Annotated in this window: 16 protein-coding genes and 1 pseudogene; 4 read left to right on the top strand and 13 right to left on the bottom strand. The window is 71.2% G+C overall.

Annotated features, from left to right (window positions below; translation table 11 throughout):
* Positions 1-210 precede the first annotated feature (210 nt).
* On the top strand, positions 211-1,221 hold the full coding sequence (locus FHX73_RS28445) for a LacI family DNA-binding transcriptional regulator (protein ID WP_145908751.1): 1,011 nt from the start codon (positions 211-213) through the stop codon (positions 1,219-1,221).
* 43 nt (positions 1,222-1,264) lie between these two features.
* On the opposite strand, the gene FHX73_RS28440 is transcribed toward FHX73_RS28445, so the two are convergent.
* The 12 genes from FHX73_RS28440 to FHX73_RS28385 all read right to left on the bottom strand — a co-directional run bounded on the left by FHX73_RS28440 (position 1,265) and on the right by FHX73_RS28385 (position 14,171).
* Entirely contained in the window at positions 1,265-2,227 is a 963-nt protein-coding gene (locus FHX73_RS28440; RefSeq protein ID WP_145908750.1) for a CehA/McbA family metallohydrolase, read from the bottom strand.
* Positions 2,228-2,364: 137 nt separating this feature from the next.
* Positions 2,365-4,203, bottom strand: a complete 1,839-nt coding sequence (locus FHX73_RS28435; protein ID WP_246213929.1) for a cellulose-binding protein — start codon at positions 4,201-4,203, stop codon at positions 2,365-2,367.
* 115 nt (positions 4,204-4,318) lie between these two features.
* Complete coding sequence (locus tag FHX73_RS28430; protein ID WP_145908749.1) at positions 4,319-5,308, bottom strand: aldo/keto reductase; 990 nt, start codon at positions 5,306-5,308, stop codon at positions 4,319-4,321.
* Positions 5,309-5,478: 170 nt separating this feature from the next.
* Positions 5,479-5,994: a bifunctional 4-hydroxy-2-oxoglutarate aldolase/2-dehydro-3-deoxy-phosphogluconate aldolase gene (locus FHX73_RS28425; protein WP_342795331.1), complete on the bottom strand. Its 516-nt coding sequence runs from the start codon at positions 5,992-5,994 to the stop codon at positions 5,479-5,481.
* 8 nt (positions 5,995-6,002) lie between these two features.
* Positions 6,003-6,764, bottom strand: coding sequence for an SDR family oxidoreductase (locus FHX73_RS28420; RefSeq protein WP_145908748.1), 762 nt, complete (start codon positions 6,762-6,764; stop codon positions 6,003-6,005).
* On the bottom strand, positions 6,761-7,828 hold the full coding sequence (locus FHX73_RS28415; protein WP_246213928.1) for a zinc-dependent alcohol dehydrogenase: 1,068 nt from the start codon (positions 7,826-7,828) through the stop codon (positions 6,761-6,763). Before FHX73_RS28415 ends, FHX73_RS28420 begins: the two co-directional genes overlap by 4 nt.
* Entirely contained in the window at positions 7,825-8,169 is a 345-nt protein-coding gene (locus FHX73_RS28410) for an L-rhamnose mutarotase (RefSeq protein WP_145908747.1), read from the bottom strand. The genes FHX73_RS28415 and FHX73_RS28410 overlap by 4 nt, the downstream gene beginning before the upstream one ends.
* Positions 8,166-9,050, bottom strand: a complete 885-nt coding sequence (locus FHX73_RS28405) for an amidohydrolase family protein (protein ID WP_145908746.1) — start codon at positions 9,048-9,050, stop codon at positions 8,166-8,168. Before FHX73_RS28405 ends, FHX73_RS28410 begins: the two co-directional genes overlap by 4 nt.
* Complete coding sequence (locus tag FHX73_RS28400; RefSeq protein WP_211786357.1) at positions 9,047-11,017, bottom strand: DUF8034 domain-containing protein; 1,971 nt, start codon at positions 11,015-11,017, stop codon at positions 9,047-9,049. Before FHX73_RS28400 ends, FHX73_RS28405 begins: the two co-directional genes overlap by 4 nt.
* Position 11,018: 1 nt before the next feature.
* A complete protein-coding gene (locus FHX73_RS28395; RefSeq protein ID WP_145908745.1) occupies positions 11,019-11,894 on the bottom strand; it encodes a carbohydrate ABC transporter permease in 876 nt (291 codons plus the stop codon).
* Positions 11,884-12,804: a carbohydrate ABC transporter permease gene (locus FHX73_RS28390; protein WP_145908744.1), complete on the bottom strand. Its 921-nt coding sequence runs from the start codon at positions 12,802-12,804 to the stop codon at positions 11,884-11,886. Before FHX73_RS28390 ends, FHX73_RS28395 begins: the two co-directional genes overlap by 11 nt.
* Positions 12,801-14,171, bottom strand: a complete 1,371-nt coding sequence (locus FHX73_RS28385; protein ID WP_145908743.1) for an ABC transporter substrate-binding protein — start codon at positions 14,169-14,171, stop codon at positions 12,801-12,803. Before FHX73_RS28385 ends, FHX73_RS28390 begins: the two co-directional genes overlap by 4 nt.
* A 386-nt stretch (positions 14,172-14,557) precedes the next feature.
* Here FHX73_RS28385 and FHX73_RS28380 point away from each other — a divergent pair, with 386 nt between their 5' ends.
* On the top strand, positions 14,558-15,343 hold the full coding sequence (locus FHX73_RS28380; RefSeq protein WP_170305112.1) for a FadR/GntR family transcriptional regulator: 786 nt from the start codon (positions 14,558-14,560) through the stop codon (positions 15,341-15,343).
* Positions 15,344-15,390: 47 nt separating this feature from the next.
* Here FHX73_RS28380 and FHX73_RS28375 read toward each other — a convergent pair whose 3' ends face one another.
* The gene (locus FHX73_RS28375) at positions 15,391-16,146 is read right to left on the bottom strand and encodes a FadR/GntR family transcriptional regulator (protein WP_281292730.1); all 756 of its coding nucleotides are present in this window, start codon (positions 16,144-16,146) and stop codon (positions 15,391-15,393) included.
* 446 nt (positions 16,147-16,592) lie between these two features.
* Here FHX73_RS28375 and FHX73_RS28370 point away from each other — a divergent pair.
* Positions 16,593-19,001: pseudogene (locus FHX73_RS28370) on the top strand (RICIN domain-containing protein).
* A gap of 139 nt (positions 19,002-19,140) precedes the next feature.
* Entirely contained in the window at positions 19,141-21,549 is a 2,409-nt protein-coding gene (locus FHX73_RS28365; protein WP_145908742.1) for an RICIN domain-containing protein, read from the top strand.
* Positions 21,550-21,609: the final 60 nt, after the last annotated feature.

The following is a 21,609-nucleotide window of genomic DNA, read 5'->3' as shown; positions in this document are numbered from 1 at the left end:
CTTCAATAGTTCGGCTTCGACAGCTTGACTCCGACAGTTTCGGAGCAACTGGCGAATGTTGTGGGAAACGTAGGGCCGCACTGACGCCCCGTCAAGGCCTGGCGCACGAACCGGCCTGCTGCCGTTTCAGGCCCCCCAGGGGCTACCATCCCTCCCGTGAAGCGTTCAGGAAGCGCGAATTCGCAGGCAGGGTCGGAGGGGGAGGCAGCAGTGACCGGAACGGCGACGTTGGCGGAGATCGCCCGCGAGGCAGGGGTCTCGGCTCCGACAGTTTCGAAGGTGCTCAACGGCCGGGCGGATGTCGCGCCCGCCACCCGGGAGCGGGTCGAGGAGCTGCTGCGCCGGCACGGCTACCGCCGCCGGCGCGCCACCGGCCACGCGGCACCGCTGCTGGAGCTGGTCTTCCACGAGCTGGAGAGCCCCTGGGCGATGGAGGTGATCCGGGGCGTGGAGAACGTGGTCCGCGAGGCCGGGCTCTCCGTGGTGCTCTCCGAGTCCTCCGGCCGGCTCAGCCCCGGCCAGTCCTGGGTGGACGGGGTGGTGGCCCGCCGGCCCACCGGCGTGGTGCTGGTGCTCTCCGGCCTGGACCGGGTCCAGCGCGAGCAGCTGACCAGCCGTGACATCCCGTTCGTGGTGGTCGATCCGGCCGGAGACCCGGGCCAGGAGGTGCCGGCGGTCGGGGCCACCAACTGGAACGGCGGCCTGGCGGCCACCCGCCACCTGCTGGAGCTGGGCCACCGGCGGATCGCGGTGATCGCCGGCCCGGCCCGGATGATGTGCAGCCGCGCCCGGGTCGACGGCTACCGGGCGGCGCTGGAGACAGCCGGCGTGCCGTTCGACCCGGCCCTGGTGCGCGACGGCGACTTCCACCACGAGGCCGGGTACCGCGCCGGGCTGGAACTGCTGCGCGGCCCGGACCGGCCCACCGCCGTCTTCACCGGCAACGACCTCCAGGCGCTCGGCCTCTACCAGGCCGCCCGCGAACTCGGCCTGCGGATCCCCGACGACCTGAGCGTCGTCGGCTTCGACGACCTCCCCCTGGCCCGCTGGGTCGGCCCACCCCTCACCACGGTGCGCCAACCCCTGACCGAGATGGCCGAGGTGGCCACCCGCATGGTGCTCGACCTGGCCCGCGGCACCCGCCCGAGCACCCTGCGGGTGGAGCTGGCGACCACCCTGGTGGAGCGCAGCAGCACCGCGGCGCCACCGGTGGGGCGCTAGGGTCCGGGGCCGGCGATCGGCAAGGGGACCGAAATATTCGAAGCTACGTCAGGATCACCGGGTTGGTCAGCGCGGCGACCTGTCCGTCGGGAGCGCGGACCTCGATGCGGACGAACGCCGAGTCCTGCGCCGTCGTCCGCCAGCGCACGCTGCCCGCGCCGTCGCCGGGCAGCGAGGCGCGGTGCACCTTCCCGCCGTCGGTGTGGAAGCTGACGGTCCCCGACGGCACGCCCCGCACCACCGCCCGCACGTCGACCAACTCGCCCCGGGTGGCGAGCCGTTCGCCCACTCCGGCGGTGCGTCCGCCGGCGCGGGCGGTGAACGCGACGTCCACCTCGGCCGATTCGGCGATCCAGCTGCGGCCCGCGCGGATCCCGGCCAGCACGGCCCGCGTGCTCAGCTCCTCGGCGAAGACCACGGTCTGCGGGATGCCGAGCTGGCCGTCCAGGTGGGTGTCGCTGTTGCCCATGGCGGGGCGCCAGCGGCCCGAGCGGAGCAGGTCGGCGGCGAGGCCGCGGCCCCACTCGGCCAGGGCCGCCTCGTTGTCGGCGTTCCAGGGCCGGTCCGAACTCCACAGCCCGTTCCACACCTCCACCGCGTCGAAGCCCTCGAACGGGTACATGAACTCGCCCGAGGGGTACGGCGCGTGCGGGTGCGCGGCCACGCACAGGCCGCCCGCCCGGTGCACCTGGTCCAGCGCCCGGTCCACCAGGCCGTCCCGGACCCGGTAGTCCCAGTCGACGACCTCGCCGGGCGCGGTCCCGAGGGCCAGCCAGTGACCGGTCCCGGTGGTCACCTCCTCGCCGAGCACCACCAGGAAGTCGTCGCCGGCCGGCTGCACCCAGACACCTGGCGCGGCGGCGGAGTTGTGCTCGGTCGTCGCAAGGAAGTCGAGCCCGGCGGCCCGCGCCTGGCGGACCAGCTCGGCGGGGGTGAGCTCACCGTCCGAGTGGACGGAGTGGACGTGGCAGTCCCCCCGGTACCAGCTCGCTCCGCGACCCGGCACCCGTACCGGCGGATACCCCGGATGCGACACGTTCCCTCCCTGGCAGACTCACTCGAAGGCCCGCTCGAAGACCCGTCGGACGAACGCGCGGGAGGGACGGCCGGTTCCGTCTCAGAGCCTCGGAGCCTGACGGGGCGTCACTTGCCGTGCGCGCCCTTGCGGCGACGGCCGCGCAGCACCAGCACGGAGCCCGCCGAGACGGCGATCAGGCCGCCGACGGCGCTGTACAGGACCCCGGGGCCCATGCCGGTGAAGGCCAGGCCGCCGGCCGTGCTGGTCGTGGTCGGCTTGGCGCTCGGTGTGGGGGCCGCGCTGCCCTGGGCGGGCCGGCCGACGGCGCCGCCGGCCTCGGACTGGGCGCGGCTGCCCACCGAGCTGCCGGCGGAGGGCACCGGCACGGCGGCGCTGGGGGCGGGAGCCGGCGCGGTCGACGGGGCGGCGGGCGAGGGGCTGCCCGCGCTGGTCGTCGAGGCGGGCTTGAGCTGCAGCGTGGTGATCGAGTACGGCGGCAGCGTCTGGCCGGCCGCCGTGCCCTGCTCGGCCGTGGTCAGGTCGGTCGCGCCCTTGGTGTAGGAGACGGTGGTGACCGAACCCGGCGCCGGGGTGTATCCGGCGTAGGAGAGCGACACCTGGGCCGCGTTCTGCGGGTCCTTGTTGATCAGCATCACGTTCAGGCCGCCGTTCGCGGTGCGTACCGCGTGCACGGCCACCGACGCGTTCGCCGAGGACGACTTGACCATGGTGTCGCCGGGGTGGGCCAGCGCGGTCAGCGAGCGGATGCCCCAGTAGGTGGGGAAGGGCGTTTCGAGGGCCGGCTCGCAGGGGCTGCCACCCGTGCAGGTCCCGGAGGAGAGCACGCCCTCGTCCATGTAGTCGGTCTCGCCGTTGACGGTGCTCGGCTTGCCCGGGCCGTTGTGCAGGTCCCACCAGTCCACGTTGACGGCGCCGTGCTCGAACCAGCTCATGTAGGTGTCGGGCGCGTACAGCGCCGCGGCCTGGCTGGTCTTGGCGGGCGAGAAGTCGCCGTCGGTCTCGGTGACCGCGATCTCCATCGAAGCGGCGCGCGCACCGGCGTACTTGGCGATCAGCGAGCGCAGCGCGGAGGTGATTCCGGGGATCCGGTCGGGGGTGTTCAGCAGGTCGGCCGCGCCGGTGCCGCCCGGGTACCAGTGCACGATCACGAAGTCGATCGACTTGCCCGCGATGGAGAGCACGGTGTTGTTCCAGTCGGCGCTGTCACCGGCGCCGACCGTCCCGTCCGGGTAGCCGCCCGGGGTGGTGAGCACCGCCCCGATCTTCACCGTCGGGTCCACGGCCTTCATCGCCTGCGCGTAGGCGACCAGGTTGTTGGCGTACTCGGTCGGGCTCTTGTCGGCGTGGGTGTCGTACTCCCAGCCGTTGCCGTTCTGGTAGTGCCCGTTGCCGTAGACCTCGTTGCCGATCTCCCAGTACTTGACGCCGTAACCCTTGGTGACGTTGGCGTACTTGACCCAGTCGGCAGCCTCCTGGGGCGTGCCTGAGCCGTAGTTGGCGGTGATGATCGGCTGCGCGCCGATCGACTTCGCGTTGGCCATGAAGCTGTCGAAGTCGGTGCCCGGTGCGACCCAGCCGTTCTCGGCGAGCGTGCGGCTCTGCCAGTGGTAGCCGTCCGCGTCCGAGCCGCCCGGGTAGCGCAGCTCCTGGATGCCGGCGGCCTTCAGCAGCGAGGACGCCTTGGGGTCGTTCATGTTGGGGTCGTAGACGGCCGTGTTGAGGCCGACACCGGTGCTGGGCACGGTGCCCAGCGAGGTGCCGGCGTCGACGGTGACGGCGACGGTCGACGCGGCGCTCGCCACGGGCGCCAGGGTGCCCGTGCCGACCCCGGCCAGCAGGGCGGCCGCCGCCCCCGCCGCGAGGCGGCGCGGGGTGCGGTTGCGGCGGGCGGCGCGGCCTTGGGACGCGGGCTGGGCGGCGGTGGTCGAGTCGTCAGGTGACACGGATGGCTCCCGATCGGAGTGCGTGGATTCGGCCGGGGCGGGGTGAGCTGACTGCGGCTCACCCTCGCCTCTCACCCCCAAGTGGCCGCCCGGCGCCGAAAGGTTGCCGCTCCGATCAGACTTTCTTCAGCACCGCCTCGGCGCGGATCAGGCCGCGCTCGGCCAGCTCCTGCCAGAGCGCCTCCGGCACGGGCCGGTCGTGCAGCTCCGCGTTGCCCCGCACCTGCTCCGGGGTCCGCATCCCCAGCGTCACGTTGACCACGGCGGGGTGGGTCAGCGGGAAGGCGATGGCGGCCGCCGGCAGGCTGGTGCCGTGCCGCTCGCACACCCGGGCGATCTCCCGCGCCCGCTCGACGAGCTCCACCGGGGCGTCCTGGTAGTCGTGCTTCATCCCCTCGGCCGGCCACGGGCGGGACAGCAGGCCGGAGTTGAAGACGCCGACGGCCACCACGGCCTTGCCGAACTCCTCCGCCGCCGGCAGCGCGTCGTCCAGCGCGGACTGGTCGAGCAGGGTGTAGCGGCCGGCGAGCATCACCACGTCGGCGGGGGTCTCGCGCAGGAAGCGCGCGAGCATCGCGGACTGGTTCATCCCGGCGCCGATGGCGCCGACCACGCCCTGGTCCCGCAGCTCGGCCAGGGCCGGCATCGCCTCGTCCGCGGCCTGGCGCCAGTGGTCGTCCGGGTCGTGGACGTAGACGATGTCGATCCGGTCCAGCCCGGTGCGCGCCAAGGTCTCCTCGACGGAGCGCAGCACGCCGTCGCGGCTGAAGTCCCACTGGCGGCGCAGGTCGTCGGGCACCGCGAAGCCCTCGCTGTCCGTCCCGGTGGGCCGCTCGTTCGGCACGAGCAGGCGGCCCACCTTGGAGGAGACGACGTACTCCGAGCGCGGGCGCTCCCGCAGCGCGGCGCCCAGGCGCCGTTCGGAGAGCCCGAGTCCGTAGTGCGGGGCGGTGTCGAAGTAGCGGATGCCGTGGTCCCGGGCCGCGGCGACGGCGGCCGCCGCCTCCTCGTCCGTGGTGGCGCGGTAGAGGTTGCCGATGACCGCGGCGCCGAAGCCGAGTTCGGTCAGGGCGACCGGCGTGCCGGCGATCGTTCGCTGCCGCACTGGCCTCTCCTTCCTGTGGGGTACTGGGCTGGTCAGGTCAGGCACTGCGCCACGGCCTCGGCGGCCAGCCGTTCGATCTCGTCGTACGCGCCGCGCGCCAGCGCGTCCAGGGGCGCCATCCAACTGCCGCCGACGGCCAGCACGGTGGGCTGGGCGAGGTAGCAGCCCAGCTACTCGGGGCCGATGCCGCCGGTGGGCACGAACCGCACGCCGGGGAACGGCGCGGCCAGGTTGCGCACCAGGGCCGGCCCGCCGACGAGTTCGGCGGGGAACAGCTTGACGGTGCCGATCCCGGCGCGCAGCGCGCGGATCAGCTCGCTGGCCGTGGCGATGCCGGGGACCACCGGCACGCCGAGTTCCTGACACTTCGTCAGGACGTCCTCGTCCAGGCCCGGCGAGACGACGAACGAGGCTCCCGCCGCGACGGCCCGCTCGGCCTGTTCGGGGGTCAGCACGGTGCCGGCGCCGACCGTGAGGCCGCCGTGGGCGGCCATCCGCCGGAGGGCCTCCAGTGCCTCCGGCGTGCGCAGGGTGACCTCGACCGTGCCCACGCCGGCCCGCACCAGCGCGTCGGCCAGCGGCTCGGCCGTGGTGGCCGAGGGCACGGTCAGCACGGGCAGGATCCGCGGTCCGGTGTGCCAGGCCGGGTCGGGGCCGGTCGTCGCGCCGGTGATCGCTGCGTTCATCGCGCTGGTCATCGGCCCAGCCACCCGCCGTCGACCGGCAGCACGACGCCGTTCACGTACCCGGCGGCCGGGGAGGCGAGGAAGACCGCGGCGCCCGCGATGTCCTCGCCCGCGCCCCAGCGCCCGGCCGGGATGCGGTCCAGGATCGCGCTGCTGCGCGCCGGATCGTCGCGCAGCGCCTGGGTGTTGTCGGTGGCGATGTAGCCCGGGGCGATCGCGTTGACGTTGACGCCGTGCGGCGCCCACTCGTTGGCGAGCGCCTTGGTCAGGCCGGCGATGCCGTGCTTGGCGGCGGCGTAGCCCGGGACGGTGATGCCGCCCTGGAAGCTGAGCAGCGACGCGGTGAAGATGATCTTGCCGTCGCCGCGCCGGACCATCTCGGCGCCCACCGCGCGGGTCAGCGTGAACTGGGCGCTCAGGTTGACCTGGAGCACCTCGTCCCAGTAGGCGTCCGGGTGTTCGGCCGCGGGGGCGCGCCGGATCGTGCCGGCGTTGTTGACCAGGATGTCCACCGGCCGTTCCCGGGCGGCGAGGTCGTCCGCCAGGGCGCGGACCGCGGCGGGGTCGGCGAAGTCGCAGCGGATCGCCTCGAACTTCCGGCCCGCCTCGGTGACGTCCTGCTCGACCGCGCTGCCGCTCTCCGCCAGGGTGGCGCTGACGCCGATCACGTCGGCCCCGGCCTCGGCCAGCGCCCGGGCGATGGAGCGGCCGATCCCGCGCTTGGCACCGGTGACGACGGCGAGCCGGCCGGTGAGGTCGAAGGCGTTCACGCGGCGCTCTCCTCGTCCGTCCCGGTGCAGTCCACCAGGATCTTCATGACGTTCCCGCCCGCCTCCAGGGCCTCGAAGGCCTCCTGCGCCCGGGCCAGCGGCACGGTCCCGGTGATCAGCGCGGCGGCGGGGATCGTTGCGTCGGCGAGCAGCTCCACCGCGCGCTCGAAGTCGCCGCGGTCGTACAGGCGGGCGCCGACCAGGGTCAGCTCGCGCCAGAAGAAGCGGTGCAGGTTGACCACCCGGGGGCTCGGGTGGATCGCGACCAGGCAGAGCCGGCCGCGCACCGCCAGCACCTCGATGGCCGTCTCGACGCCGTTGGCGGCGCCGGAGACCTCGAAGGCGACATCGGCGCCGGCGTCGCCGGTCCACTGCCGCACCAGTTCGGGCACGTCCTCGGTGGCCGGGTTCCAGACCGCCAGGCCCAGCTCGGCCGCCAGCTTGCGCCGGTGCTCGCTGAGCTCGACCACCCGCACCTCGGCGCCCTGGGCCCGGGCGACCAGCGCGATCAGGACGCCGACCGGGCCGCCCCCGACCACGACGACCCGCTCGCCGGCCTGGACGCCGGCCCGGCCGACGTCGTGCACGGCCACCGCGGTGGGCTCGACCAGCGCGGCGTGGTCCAGCGGCATGCCCTCCGGCAGCCGGACCAGCGTGCTGGCGGGCACCGTCCAGCGCTGCTGCATCGCTCCCGGGGAGTCGATGCCGATGAAGTCGAGCTGCTGGCACACGTGCTGATGGCCCTTCCGGCAGGCCGGGCAGGTGCCGTCCCAGCGCAGCGGTATGACCGTCACCAGGTCGCCGGGCTGCCAGCCCTCGACCTCAGGGCCGACCTGCACGACGCGGCCGGCCATCTCGTGCCCGATGACGGCGGGCGTCTTGACCCGCGCGTCCATGTCGCCGTGGAAGATGTGCAGGTCGGTCCCGCAGATGCCGACGTACTCGGGGGCCAGCTGGACCTCGCCGGGGCCGGGGGCCTCGGAGCTGCCGGGGGCGACGTCCAGGGTGCGGGCACCGGCATAGCGGACGGCAAGAGGGGCTCGGACGGCGATGGGGGCGTTCACTCGGTCTCCTCGGAGAGGTGCCAGATTTCCGGCAGGTCGGTCCACGGGCCGGTGCCGGGCTCGGCGTCGGCATCCGCCCAGCGCTGCTGGCACGGGTCGGTCAGCGTCCACCAGCGGCGGGTCTCCGCGTCCTCGGCGATGCCGGCGAGGTCGGCTGCGAGGTCCTCGCCGTGGTACTCGTAGTAGCCGACCAGGATGTCGCCGTGCAGGAAGATGCTGTAGTTGCGGATGTTGGCGGCGCGGATCGCCGCCTGGACGGCGGGCCACACCTCGCGGTGCAGGGCGAGGTACTCCTCGCGCTTCTCGGGCCGCAGCCTGGTGATCTGGGCGACGCGCCTCATCGGGCTTCCTCCGGGGTGTGGTGGCCGGCGAGTCCGTAGACGCGCTCGGCGGTGGTGCGCAGCACGGCGTGGCGCTCTGCCGTCGGCAGGTCGGCCAGCGCCTCGCGCACCAGGTCGAGCCACTGCTGGTAGTCGGTGGCCAGGGTCATGACGGGCCAGTCGCCGCCGAACAGGCAGCGGTCGGGTCCGAAGGTCTGCAGGGCCTCGCGCAGGGTGGCGAGCAGGGCCGGGCGGGCGGTGCCCGGCGCGGCCTCGGTGGCCAGGCCGGAGAGCTTGCAGACCACGTTGTCGTGCCGGGCCAGCTCGCGCAGTGCCTGCCGCCACGCGGGGTCGGGCGGGTCGGCGGCGGCGGGCTTGCCCAGGTGGTCCAGGACGAGCGTGGTCTGCGGGCAGGCCTGCGCGAGCGCGGCGAGTTCCGCCAGCTGGTGGTCCCGCACGCAGGCGTCGAACGGCAGCCCGTGCTCCCCGAGCAGGCGCACGCCCGCCCGGAACTGCTCATCGGTGGTGAAGCCGGCGGGCTCGTCCTGGACGTTGCGCCGGACCCCGAGCACGAACGGGTCGGTGGCGTAACGGCGGATCACCTCGACCGCCCGGGAGCGCAGTTCCACCGGGGCCTCGGCGACGATGCCGCGGATCCACGGCCGGGTGACGGCCTGGGCGCGCACCCACTCGACCTCGGCGGCGGCGTCGTGCGGGTGCCGCCCGGCCTCGACCACGATCACGTCGGCGGGCTCGGGGAGCACCGCGGCGAAGTCGTCGGCGTCGAACGCGCGCTTCAGGGCCGGGGCCTCGTTGAGCCACGGGTAGTCCATGGCGCTCGGGTCCCACAGGTGCACGTGCGCGTCGAGGACCACCGGCTCGCCCTGCTGACGGTCCGTCACGAGGCGCTCCCGCCGTCCGTCCCGTCGAACGCCGTCGTTCCGTCGAACGGCGTCGTTCCGTCGAACGGCGTGCGGTAGGAGGGCTGCCGGGTGCGCAGCTCCAGCTCCAGGGTCAGCCGGATCCGGCTGGACCGGGGCAGCTCGACCCGCAGCCAGGGGCCGTCCACGGTGACCGACTCGCTGACCACCCCCGGCTCGCGGTGGCCGTAGTCGTACAGGCCGCCGATCCAGGACGGGTCCTGGCAGGCGGTGTGGCGCACCGAGCGGATGGTGTCCTCGGCGAACGCGCCGGCCTGCACGATCACCGAACGCGGGTACTCCGGGTCGAGGTTGACCAGGTCGATGACCGTCTCCCGCGGGTCGATGCTGGAGACCAGCGCCGCAACCGTCGCCGGCAGTCCGGGGCGCCGCTCGTGGGCGTCGTAGTAGCGCACCCGGGCCTGCTGGAGTCCCCCGCCGTAGATCACCTGCGGGCCGCCCCAGGTCAGCTGGACCAGCGCCTCGGTGACCACCGGGTTCGACTGCTGCCACAGGTGGATGTCGGCCTCGGGGACGTCCTTGCCCCGGTAGAGCTCCATCCGCGACAGGCGGTGGCGCACCTGGGCCTGGGCGGCGGCCAGGATCCGCTCGGGGTAGTCGGGGTCGTCCCCGGCCAGGTAGGCGAACCAGGGCTGCTCGTGGCCGGCCTCCTCCTTGCCGCGGAACGGCCGCACGGTGCTCCAGTCGTGGCCGGCCGCCGCGCGCAGGCCCTCCAGGCGCTCGCGGTCCGCGTCGTCGGCCGAGTGGTGCCACAGGGCGACCGGGACGGAGAGCACCATCGGGTTGTAGTCGAACCAGCCCTCGTCCTTGTGACGGAACGGCACGTGCAGCACCGGGGTGTCCAGTTCGCCGGCCAGCTCGACCCGCCACCTGGACTGCAGGCTGGAGTCCGCCTCCGTGAACGGCATCGTCTTGGCGTGCGAGATGACCTCGTCCAGCGCGGGACGGACCATGTCGAGGTAGGACTCGTCCCCGGTGACCTGGGAGGCCGCGAGCGCGGCCACGGCCGCCGCGGGACCGATGCTGAGCCAGCCGTGCGGCCACGACCACCCGTAGTGCCCGCCGTACCAGCGGCCCTCGTGCAGCCCGCCGACGGTGCCGTCCGGGGCCACGTTGTCGGGGATGATGCCGTCGTTCGCGGCGGCCCGCGCCCGCCAGGCGCCGACGTACTCGGTGATCCAGTCCCGGTAGCGCTGCTCGCCGGTCAGCAGGAAGGCGTTGAACACCAGGCCGGCCGAGGCCAGGTTGACGGCCGTGTCGCCGACGCCCGCCCGGCGGCGCATCTCCTCGCCGAGCCGCGGGTCGTTGCCCGGCTCGGGCTCGGGGGCGCCGGCCGGCAGCACCCAGGTGAGTGGGTGGCCGTACATCTCGGCCTCCTGCGGCAGCCACGGGTAGCTGTCGCCGTCGAACACGCCCGCGCGCTCGGGATCGCTGCCCGGGTGCGGGCGGCGGACGATCCGGTGCTCCGGGTCGTAGTTGCCGTGCTTCGGGTCGACGTACAGCTCGGCGAAGCGCCGGGCGCGCGCCGTCCAGCGCTCGGGCCGGGCCATCGACAGGAAGTAGAGCAGCAGCTGGCTCTCGCCCTGGTGGAACCAGTCGTAGCCGCGCTCGTACTCGTCCTGCAGCATGCCGAGTTCGGTGAGCTGCTCGGTGACGCCCTCCCAGTGGCGCTCGGACGCCGCGAGCAGGTCCTCGGCGCCGCCGAGCAGGTAGAGCTGGGGCCAGTTGAAGAAGACCTCGTAGAAGTCGTCGGCGCCGTCGCGGCTGGTGAGCCGGTCGCGGTAGCGCAGGCTCCCGTCCGGGTCGGTGTAGTCGAGGGCGAAGCGGCGCCAGGCGCGGTCGAGCAGGTCGAACAGCTCGCGCTGGGCGACGGCCCAACCGGGCGGCTCCAGCAGCGGCACCGAAGCGGTGATGACGGGCAGCAGCATGTCAGTCCTTGATCGAGCCGGCGAGCATCCCGCCGACGAGGTAGCGCTGGGAGAAGAGGAAGACGAGCACCACGGGCGAGATGGCCAGCAGCGTGGCGAGCGCGAGTTCGGGCCGCTGCACCGCCAAGGTGCCGACCGTCGGGTTGAACTGCGGCACGTCGTTCAGCAGGGTGCCGAGGCCCACCTGCACCGGGAACTGGTCGCTCTGCGGCAGCAGGACGTAGGGCAGGAAGTAGTTCGTCCAGTTGGCGACGAAGCTGAAGAACCCGACCAGCGCCACCACGGGGGCCGCGAGCGGCAGGGCGATCCGGCGGAAGACCTGGACCTCCGAGCACCCGTCGATCCGCGCGGCGTCCAGCAGGGCCGGGGGCACCGCCGTGCTGTAGTAGATGTAGGTCAGGTAGACGCCGAAGGGGTAGAAGGAGTACGGCAGGATCACCGACCACATCGACCCGATCAGGTGGACCTCGTTCAGCTCCAGGAAGAGCGGCACCACCAGCGTGGCACTGGGCATCAGCATGACGACGAGGGTGGCCACCAGCAGGAAGCGGCGCCCGCGGAACTCGGTCATCGCCAGGGCGTACCCGGCGGGGATCGCCACGGCCAGCGTGATCCCCAGGGTGATGACCGAGTACAGCGCGGAGTTGCCCAGCCAGGTGAACACCGCGTTGTCCTGATAGCCCGTCAGGGCGTCCCAGTTGGCCTTCAGCGCGTGCCAGGAGCCGAACGACAGCGGGTTGTTGTGCACCAGCTGGTCGTCGGTCTTGGTGGCGGCGAGCAGCAGCCAGACCACCGGCAGGATGAAGAAGACCGCGAACAGGACGAGCACCACCGCGGGCAGCGGGTTCTTCAGCCGGCGCTTGGTGTCAGTCGGCATCGAAGAACCCCGATCTGGCGACGAACACTCCGGCGACGCACAGCCCGACGAGCAGCAGCTCGACCGAGATGGCGGCGGCAGTGTTGACGTTGTTGTTCTGGAAGGCGAAGTCGTAGGAGAGCTGGTTGAGCGAGTAGTCGCGCCCGGCCACTCCGTTGCTCGCCTGGGAGAGCAGCTGCGGTTCGACGAACAGCTGGGTCCCGCCGGCGAAGGCGAGCACCACCATGTAGACGATCCACTTGCGCAGCAGTGGGATCTGGATCCGCCGGGCGATCTGCCAGGGCCCCGCCCCGTCGATCCGGGCCGCCTCGATGATCTCGGGCGAGATGTTGTTCAGCGCGCCGTACATGACCACGATCCAGCCGCCCGCGCCGGTCCAGAACGCGATCATCGTCAGCAGGATCGGCATGTTGCCGGGGGCGACGACCTGCCCGAAGGTGTCGAAGCCCATCGCCCGCAGCAGGAAGCCGATCGGACTGACCGTCGGGTCCAGCATGAACAGCCAGACCATCACGCTCGCCGCGCCGGCCAGCGCGCCCGGGATGTAGTAGACGAAGCGGAGCGCTCGGCTCACCCCCTGCGAGGCGACCCGGTGCAGCAGCAGGGTCAGCCCGACCACGAAGACCACCAGCGAGGCCAGCCAGCACACCAGGTAGACGGCCACGTGGCCGATGGCCGGCAGGAAGCGGAAGTCACTGGCCACGGAGATGAAGTTCGACAGGCCGGCGAACTGGTTGCCGGAGTCGGTGAACGCGAAGTAGATCGCGTACACGGTGGGCACCACGCCGAAGGCGACCAGCAGCACGACGTAGGCGGCCACGAAACCGTGCCCGGCCCGCCCGGGCCAGACGGCTCGCCGGTTGGCGAGCGCCGCCGAGGCCCGGGCGTTCTGCGGAGGGGACGACGTCACTGGGTCGTCACCTGGTAACCGTCGGCCTTGGCGTAGTTGGCGATCGCGGTCTGCCAGGCGGGCAGCTGCGAGGCGATCGTCTTGCCGGCGGTGATCTGCGGGGTCATGGTCGCGGCCCAGATGGCCTCCTGGCTGTACTGCGGGTAGCCCCAGCCCAGCCACGCCTGACCGGCGGCGGCCTGCAGGGCCGGCGCGGGGTCGCCGGCGTAGTAGCCGGAGGCGCCCTGCTGGGCCAGCCACGTCTTGGCGGCCGGCATGTAGGCCGGGTAGCCCGGGGAGACCTTGCCCTGGTAGTCGTCCGAGGTGCTCACCCAGGTCAGGAAGTCGGTCGCGTCCTTCAGGTCCTTGCTGTGCGCGGAGAGCAGCCAGGTGCCGCCGCCGACGTTGCCCACCGAGGGGCTGCTGTCGCCCTCCCACTGCGGCATCGGGGAGGCCGTGATCTGGCCGGACGGGGTCTTGAAGGTGCCCTGGAAGACCGCGCTGCCGTACCACGCCGGGCCGGGCATCATCAGGACCTTGGCCGCGTCGTTCTTGTCGAAGTCGGAGCTGAACACGCTGCTCTTGGACATCGTGCCGTCCTTGATCAGGGTGTCGAGCAGCGTGGCCATCTTGGTGCAGGCGTCACTGGTGGTGTTCACCGTGACCGCCTTCGCGCCGGTGACCTGGTTGGCGCCGCACTTGCTCGCCCACATGTAGACCTCGGGGGCGTAGGAGTCCCCGACCGAGCCCACCAGGTAGCCCGGGTGCTCGGTGGCGACCTTCTCGCCGAGCTGCTGGTACTGCTCCCAGGTGGTCGGCACGCTGTAGCCCCACTGCTTCATCAGCGGGGCGTTGTACCAGAGCACGGTCTGCGAGAGGTCGTTGCGCAGACAGTAGACCGTGCCGTCGACCGTGCACGGGGTGTTGGCGCCGGGGGCGAAGCCGGAGAGCACACCGGGGTCGACCAGGCCCTTGTCCAGCGGCGCGGCGAAGCCCGCCGACACAGCCCAGGTGGCCTCGTTGTTCTGCGAGCTGAACACCACGTCCGGCCAGCCGCTGCCGGTGCGGTTGAACAGGCTGACCTTGGTCTGGAGGTAGTTGGAGCCGTTGGCGTCGCCGTCGTAGGTGACGATGTCCAGCTTCACCGCCGGGTGCTCCTTCTGGTAGAGCTGCGCCGCGGCGAGCCGCGTCGAGTCCACCCAGACGGTGAGCTTGCCGCCGCCCTGCGGCGCCTGGGTGAAGCCGTCCGCGACCTTCCCCCCGCCACTGCCCCCACCGCAGGCGGTCACGGAGGCGAGGGTGAGCGCGGCGCCTGCGGCGGCGACGAGCATCCTGCGGCCGTGTCTCACGCCCGACCGACGCGTCCCGGTGTCGATCTTGGTCGTCATGTGTACTCCACTACGTCCTAGCACCACCGTGGTCGGGTGGCGAAGAGCAGATGATGTGTAGGACTCATCAGAAGCCCTGGGGTGAGCGGTTCGGCATCCGGCTCGGCGTGGAAGCCTCCTGGTCGGGATGGCGACCGTCTCTGGGGCCCTATGCCAGCGCCTGCGAGCCGGAGAGTCAAGGGGATGGGCATGCTTATTTTCGCGTTCTGCCCGATCTGTTACCTGTTCGAGGCCGCCGATGGTCGGGAATAGTCCGTTTCGGCCGGGTTTCGAGCAGGAAATAAGTACGCTACATCTTGGCGCCGGAGTGTCACAGATGTACGCTCCTCACCGGATCAGGGCCGCTCTCCTCATCGGGGCGGCCGCGGACTCGGGAGGGACCCAGCATGGCCATCGACGGCGCACCCCCACCGCTACCGGCGGACGTGTCGCCCCACGGGCGCGGGACCACCGGCGGCCAAGGCGCCTACCGGCCCGGCTACGAGCTGGTGGCCGAGCAGATCCTCGAACTGATCGCCGGCTCGCGGCTGCAGCCGGGCGACCGGATGCCCACCGAGCAGGAGCTGGCCACCCGACTGGGCACCAGCCGCACCGTGGTCCGGGAGGCGATCAGGATCCTGTCCGCACTCGGACGGGTCCGCGCGCAGAAGGGGCGCGGCCTGTACGTCGCCGACGACGGGGGAATGCTGGGCGGCTCCCGCTGGGACGGCTTCTTCCTGCCGACCGACCTGGACCACGTCTACATGCTGTTCGAGTTCCGGCGGACCCAGGAGACGACCGCCAGCCGGCTGGCCGCGAGCCGGGCGGCCCCCGCCGAACTGCGCGCGATCGAGGCCGCCGCCGAGCTCTGCCGCCAGGGCCACCTGTCCGGCGATGCGGAGCTGTTCCACCAGGGCGACGACGAGTTCCACCTGGGCATCGCGGCGGCCTCGCACAACGAGTTCCTGGTCGCGGCGGTGCGCGAGGCCCGTCGGCTCCAGCGCCAGTCCAGCACCATCGGGATGCACGGCGCGGTGGGCCAGCACGCCGAGGAGGCGGTCGCCGAGCACGCCGCGATCTACCGGGCGATCCGGGACGGCGATCCGCAGGCCGCGGCCGAGGCCGCGGCCGTGCACCTGGACAAGACCCTGGAGGACTACCGGCGCGAGATCCGGCGCCGGGTGTTCGGCTGACGCACCGTCAACCGCGTTGCTGCACGCGTCAGTCCGGGCAGCTCTGCTCAGGCCGGGGAGGTGCCGCCCGGCTGGAAGAGCCGGCGCTGTATCTCCTTGCGGTAGTCCTCCAGCGAGTTCTCGATGTGGACCGCCGCGGCCTGCGCCGCCGCCTCCGGGTCGCCCGCCCGGATCGCCCGGTAGATCGCGGCGTGCTCCTCGACCGCCTGCGGAGCGTGCGGTCCGAGCTCGCCCGACATGCCGATCAGGCTGGACTGGCTCTGCAGCCGCCGGGCCTCCCGGATCACGGCGACCGTGAAGAAGTTGTGCGAGGCGGCGGCGACGGACATGTGGAAGGCGTCGTCACCCCGGATGAACGTGGCCACGTCGCCGGTCTCGAAGCCGTGTCCGCACAGGTCGACGGCCTCACCGATGGCCCGCAGCTCGGCGGGCGTGGCCCGGGTGGCGGCGAGCCGGCTGGACTCCATCTCCTGGGCCCGGCGGAACTCGAACAGCATGTAGACGTGTTCGAGGTCGGTGGGCAGGAAGAACGGGCTGGCGGTGGTGCCGAGCATCCCCGGGTCGTCGGCCACGAACAGCCCCCGGCCCTTGAGCGCCCGGACGCGGCCCAGCGCGGAGAGCATCTTGACGGCCTCGCGCACCACCGTGCGGCTGGTGCCGATGCGTTCCGCGAGCTCGTACTCGGTGGGCAGCCGGTCCCCGGGTGCGAGGCCCTCGGCGGCGATCAGCTCCAGGATCCGCTCCGCCGCCGTCTCGTAGCCCGGCCGGTAGGCACTGGCCGCGCCGGGCGTCACCTCCGCCACCGCTGGCCCCCTTTCGCGTCGCACCCGGAGTGAAGAGTACGACTCCACGGGGCGCAAGCATGCTCGTATCCGCGCGGACTCTAGCACACAGGCCCTGGTGAGCCACCTCCCCGCACGGGCTCGACGCGACCGGAAACGGCGTCGGCGGAAACGCTCTCGTAACTAGGCATGCCTATCCCCTTGACACTTCTCTGCCATGGCCCGATAAATACGACTTACAAAACGCCGGGTGCGGCGGGCCCCGATCCTCGACCGCCACACCCGGCTCCACCATCCGGCCGCTTGACGTACAGCGGCGACCCGCCGGTCCGGCCACCCGGGATCCGGCGCCCGGAGCAGCCAGCGCACCCCCAGCGCATCCCCCCAGACTCCGTCGGGCCTACGGGACAGGCCCGACGGTGCTCCACCGCCCCTCCCCCAGGGCACCCTGGAAAGGCAAGAAGACGATGACGTCTCACCCCCCGAAGCGAGTCGGCGGACGCCGATCCGCGATGGCCGCCGTCACGGGCGTGCTCATGCTCGCCGCAGCCGCCGCCTCCCCGAGCCTGGCGCACGCCGCTACCTCCACCACGCTCTTCGTCTCCCCCACCGGGTCCGGAACTGCCTGCAGCGCCACCACGCCCTGCTCGCTGACCCAGGCTCAGGCATCCGTCGAGTCGATCAACGGCTCGATGAGCGGCGACATCGCCGTGCAGCTCGCCGGCGGCGCCTACCGCCTGACGTCGCCGCTGAAGTTCACCAGCACAGACTCGGGCAGCAACGGACACAACGTCATCTGGCAGGCCGCCCCCGGCCAGAGCCCGGTGATCTCCGGCGGCCAGCAGGTGACCGGCTGGACCCTGCAGAACTCGGGTAGCAACATCTACGCCGCCTCGATCCCCGCCGGCTTCGACTCACGGCAGCTCTACGTCGACGGCGCCCCCGCGCCGCGCGCAGCGATGAGCATCGCCCGCAGCGACGTCGCCTTCACCAGCACCGGCATGACGATCCAGAACCCCAACCTCAACTGGATCGCCGGCCTGCCGCAGCTGAACCGGATGGAGATCGAGTCCCAGAACTCCTTCACCGACCGCTTCGCGCCGGTGCAGAGCATCAGCGGCACGAACATCACCATGCAGGAGCCGGCCTGGCAGAACAACGGCTGGGGCTACGACACCATGGAGACCCCCTTCGCCGGCGGGGCCCTCCAGTTGGAGAACGCGTACGCGTTCCTCAACACGGCCGGGCAGTGGTACCTGGACCCGGTCGCCGGCCAGCTCTTCTACAAGGCGCCGGCCGGCTGGAACCCCACCGCCCACGACGTCGAACTGCCCGAGCTGACCTCACTCCTGGACATCAGCGGCAGCCTCAGCAACCCCGTGCACAACCTCCAGTTCCAGGGCATCGGCTTCCAGGACACCACCTGGCTGGCCCCCAGCAGCAACATCGGCTACGCGGACCAGCAGACCGGCACCTTCCTCAACCAGACCTACTCCAACGAGCCCTCGAACTTCCTGACCTCCTGCAACAGCGGCTGCCAGGCCTTCGAATCCACCCGTAACAGCTGGGGCGAGGTCCCCGCGGCGGTCCAGGTCTCGGCCGCGAGCGGGATCTCCTTCAGCGGCAACACCTTCACCAACCTCGGGCAGGTCGGCCTGGGCATCGGCGAGGACTCGGACGCCGTCGCCTCCGGCACCGGCCTCGGCGCCTCGAACATCACCGTCAGCGGCAACACCTTCACCAACGACGCCGGAAGCGGCATCGTCGTCGGCGGAGTCCAGCCCGATGCCCACCACCCGTCCAACTCCGCGATGACCAACCAGAACGTCACGATCAGCAACAACCTGGTCAACAACGTGGCGCAGGACTACAAGGACATGCCCGGCATCCTGTCCACGTACGTCTCGCACGCCGTCATCACGCACAACGAGGTCTCGAACCTCGGCTACGACGGCATCGACATCGGTTGGGGCTGGGGCATCAACGACCCGGGCGGCAGCCAGGACTACGTCAACCGCGGCACCTACAACTTCCAGCAGGTCTACACCACGCCGACCACGCTGCAGAACACCGTCGTGACCTACAACAAGGTCCACGACACGAAGAAGATCTTCCACGACGGCGGCAGCATCTACAACCTGTCCGCGAACCCCGGCGGCTTCATCGCCGACAACTACGTCTACAACAACAACACCACTGTCGGGCTCTACCTCGACGAAGGCTCCCGCTACGTCAACCTGCAGAACAACGTCCTGCAGGACACCAACGCCTGGGCCTTCGCCAACGCCGACGCCAACAACAACACCAGCAACAACACCTTCGCCAACAACTGGTACAACGCGGGCGCGGGCACGGCCGTCACCGCCGGTGACTCGCACAACAACGTCCTGACCGGCAACGTCCAGGTGAGCGGCTACAACTGGCCCGCCGGCGCCCAGGAGGTCATCGCGCAGGCCGGCCTCGTCACCAACAACGGCATCGGCACCGCCGCGCTCCACGCGGTCGGCGCGAACAAGTGCATGGACGACAACAACTGGAGCACCACCCCCGGAACCCAGCAGCAGATCTGGGACTGCGGCGGGGGGACCAACCAGACCTGGACGCACGACTCGTCCAACCAGATCACCCTGTTCAGCGGCAGCAGCCAGATGTGCCTGGACGACGCCGGATAGGGCACCACCAACGGCACGGCGGCCCAGATCTGGACCTGCACCGGCGCGGTCAACCAGCAGTGGAAGCTCAACCCGGACGGCACCATCTCCAACGTGTTCTCCGGCCTGTGCCTCGACGTGAGCAACTCCGGCACCACCAACGGCACCAAGCTCCAGCTCTGGACCTGCTTGGGCAGCCCGAACCAGCAGTGGAACCTCGGCTGACAAGCGTCGGCCCCTGATCCCTGGACGACTTGGGAGACCGACCTCGCCCCCAGACTCCGTCGGGCCTGCGGGACAGGCCCGACGGTGCTCCATGCCCTCCCCCGAGGGCAGATCCCCCTACCGACAAGGCATAGTGACGATGACGTCTCATCCCCAGCAGCGCGTCGGCGGACGCCGACGCGCGACGGCCGCAGTCACGGGCGCGCTCCTGCTCGCCGCGGCCGCCGCCGCCAACCCCACCACGGCGAACGCCGCTACCTCCACCACCCTGTTCGTCTCCCCCAGTGGGTCCGGCACCGCCTGTAGCTCGGCGGCGCCGTGCTCGCTGACCCAGGCCAAGACCTCCGTCGAGTCGATCAACGGCTCGATGAGCGGCGACATCGTCGTGCAGCTCGCCGGCGGCACCTACCGCCTGACCTCCCCGCTCGGCCTCACCAGCGCCGACTCGGGCAACAACGGACACAACGTCATCTGGCAGGCCGCCCCCGGCCAGACCCCGGTGATCTCCGGCGGCGAGCAGGTGACCGGCTGGACCCTGCACGACTCCACCAACAACATCTACGCCGCCTCGATCCCCACCGGCACCGACTCCCGCCAGCTCTACATCGACGGCACGGCCGCGCCGCGCGCCGCGATGAACATCGCCCGCAGCGACGTCTCCTTCATCACCACCGGTCTGACCATCCAGAATTCGAACCTCACCTGGATCGGCAACCTGCCGGAGCAGAACCGGATCGAGCTGGAGGCCCAGAACTCCTTCACCGACCGCTTCACCCCGCTCCAGAGCATCAGCGGCACCACCGTGACCATGCAGGAACCGGCCTGGCAGAACAACGGCTGGGGCTACGACACGATGGAGAACCCGTTCGCCGGCGGCGGCCTGCAGCTGGAGAACTCCTACGCGTTCCTGAACACCGCCGGCCAGTGGTACCTCGACCCGAGCGCCGGCCAGCTCTACTACAAGGCGCCGGCCGGCTGGAACCCCAGCGCCCATGACGTCGAACTGCCGCTGACCACCTCGCTGCTGAACATCGGCGGCAGCTACAGCAGCCCCGCGCACAACATCCAGTTCCAGGGCATCAGCTTCCAGGACACCACCTGGCTGGCCCCCAGCAGCAACATCGGCTACGCCGACCAGCAGACCGGCACCTTCCTCAACCAGGCCTACTCCAACGAGCCCTCGAACTTCCTGTCGGACTGCAACACCGGCTGCCAGGGCTTCGAGTCCACCCGCAACAGCTGGGGCGAGGCCCCCGCGGCCGTCCAGGTCTCGGCCGCGAGCGGGATCTCCTTCAGCGGCAACACCTTCACCAACCTCGGCCAGGTCGGCCTCGGCATCGGCCAGGACGCGGACGCCGTCGCCACCGGCACCGGCCTCGGCGCCTCCAACATCACCGTCAACGGCAACACCTTCACCACCGACGCCGGCGGCGGCATCGTGGTCGGCGGAGTCCAGCCCGACGCGCACCACCCGTCCAACTCCGCGATGACCAACCAGAACATCACGATCAGCAACAACTCCGTGTCCAACGTGGCGCAGGACTACAAAGACATGCCCGGCATCCTGTCCACGTACGTCTCGCACGCCGTCATCACGCACAACGAGGTCTCGAACCTCGGCTACGACGGCATCGACATCGGTTGGGGCTGGGGCATCAACGACCCGGGCGGCAGCCAGGACTACGTCAACCGCGGCGTCTACAACTACCAGCCGACGTACACCACGCCGACCACGCTGAACAACAACATCGTCACCTACAACAAGGTGCACGACACGAAGAAGGTCTTCCACGACGGCGGCAGCATCTACAACCTGTCCGCGAACCCCGGCGGCTTCATCGCCGACAACTACATCTACAACAACGACAACACCGTGGGGCTCTACCTCGACGAAGGCTCCCGCTACATCCAGTTGGAGAACAACGTCCTCCAGGACACCGGGGTCTGGGCGAACACCAACGCCTCCGCCAACAACAACACCAGTGACAACACCTTCGCCAACAACTGGTACAACGGCGGCGCCACCGTCGTCGCCACCGGCTCCCCGCACAACAACGTGCTGAGCGGCAACGTCCAGGTGAGCGGCTACAACTGGCCGGCCGGCGCCCAGGAGGTCATCGCCCAGGCCGGCGTCACCACCAACAGCGGCATCGGCGCCGCCCCGATCCACGCGGTCGGCGCGAACAAGTGCATGGACGACAACAACTGGAGCACCACCAACGGGACCGTGCAGCAGATCTGGGACTGCAGCGGCAACTCGAACCAGAGCTGGACGCACAACTCGTCCAACCAGATCACCCTGTTCAGCGGCAGCAGCCAGATGTGCCTGGACGCCTACCAGAACGGCACCACCAACGGCACCCCGGTCGACATCTGGAGCTGCAACGGCGGGGCCAACCAGCAGTGGAGCCTCAACAACGACGGCACCATCACCAGCCTGCAGTCGGGCCTGTGCCTCGACGTGAGCGGCGCCGGCACCGCCAACGGCACCAAGCTCCAGCTCTGGGGCTGCAACGACCAGCCGAACCAGCAGTGGAACCTGGGCTGACCTCCTGACAGCAAGGACCGAACCACCCGTGGCCGACGGCTCCCGCCGTCGGCCACACCC

Source organism: Kitasatospora viridis (genome assembly GCF_007829815.1).
In the GTDB taxonomy this organism is placed as follows: domain Bacteria; phylum Actinomycetota; class Actinomycetes; order Streptomycetales; family Streptomycetaceae; genus Kitasatospora; species Kitasatospora viridis.
Note: the sequence above shows the minus strand (reverse complement) of the source record. Positions and strands in the feature narration are given on the sequence as shown.

Coding starts and splice junctions, on each gene's coding strand:
- FHX73_RS28425 (WP_342795331.1), bottom strand. CDS start 5,994: ATGAACGCAGCGATCACCGGCGCGACGACCGGCCCCGACCCGGCCTGG.
- FHX73_RS28410 (WP_145908747.1), bottom strand. CDS start 8,169: ATGAGGCGCGTCGCCCAGATCACCAGGCTGCGGCCCGAGAAGCGCGAG.
- FHX73_RS28400 (WP_211786357.1), bottom strand. CDS start 11,017: ATGCTGCTGCCCGTCATCACCGCTTCGGTGCCGCTGCTGGAGCCGCCC.
- FHX73_RS28395 (WP_145908745.1), bottom strand. CDS start 11,894: ATGCCGACTGACACCAAGCGCCGGCTGAAGAACCCGCTGCCCGCGGTG.
- FHX73_RS28385 (WP_145908743.1), bottom strand. CDS start 14,171: ATGACGACCAAGATCGACACCGGGACGCGTCGGTCGGGCGTGAGACAC.
- FHX73_RS28380 (WP_170305112.1), top strand. CDS start 14,558: ATGGCCATCGACGGCGCACCCCCACCGCTACCGGCGGACGTGTCGCCC.
- FHX73_RS28365 (WP_145908742.1), top strand. CDS start 19,141: ATGACGTCTCATCCCCAGCAGCGCGTCGGCGGACGCCGACGCGCGACG.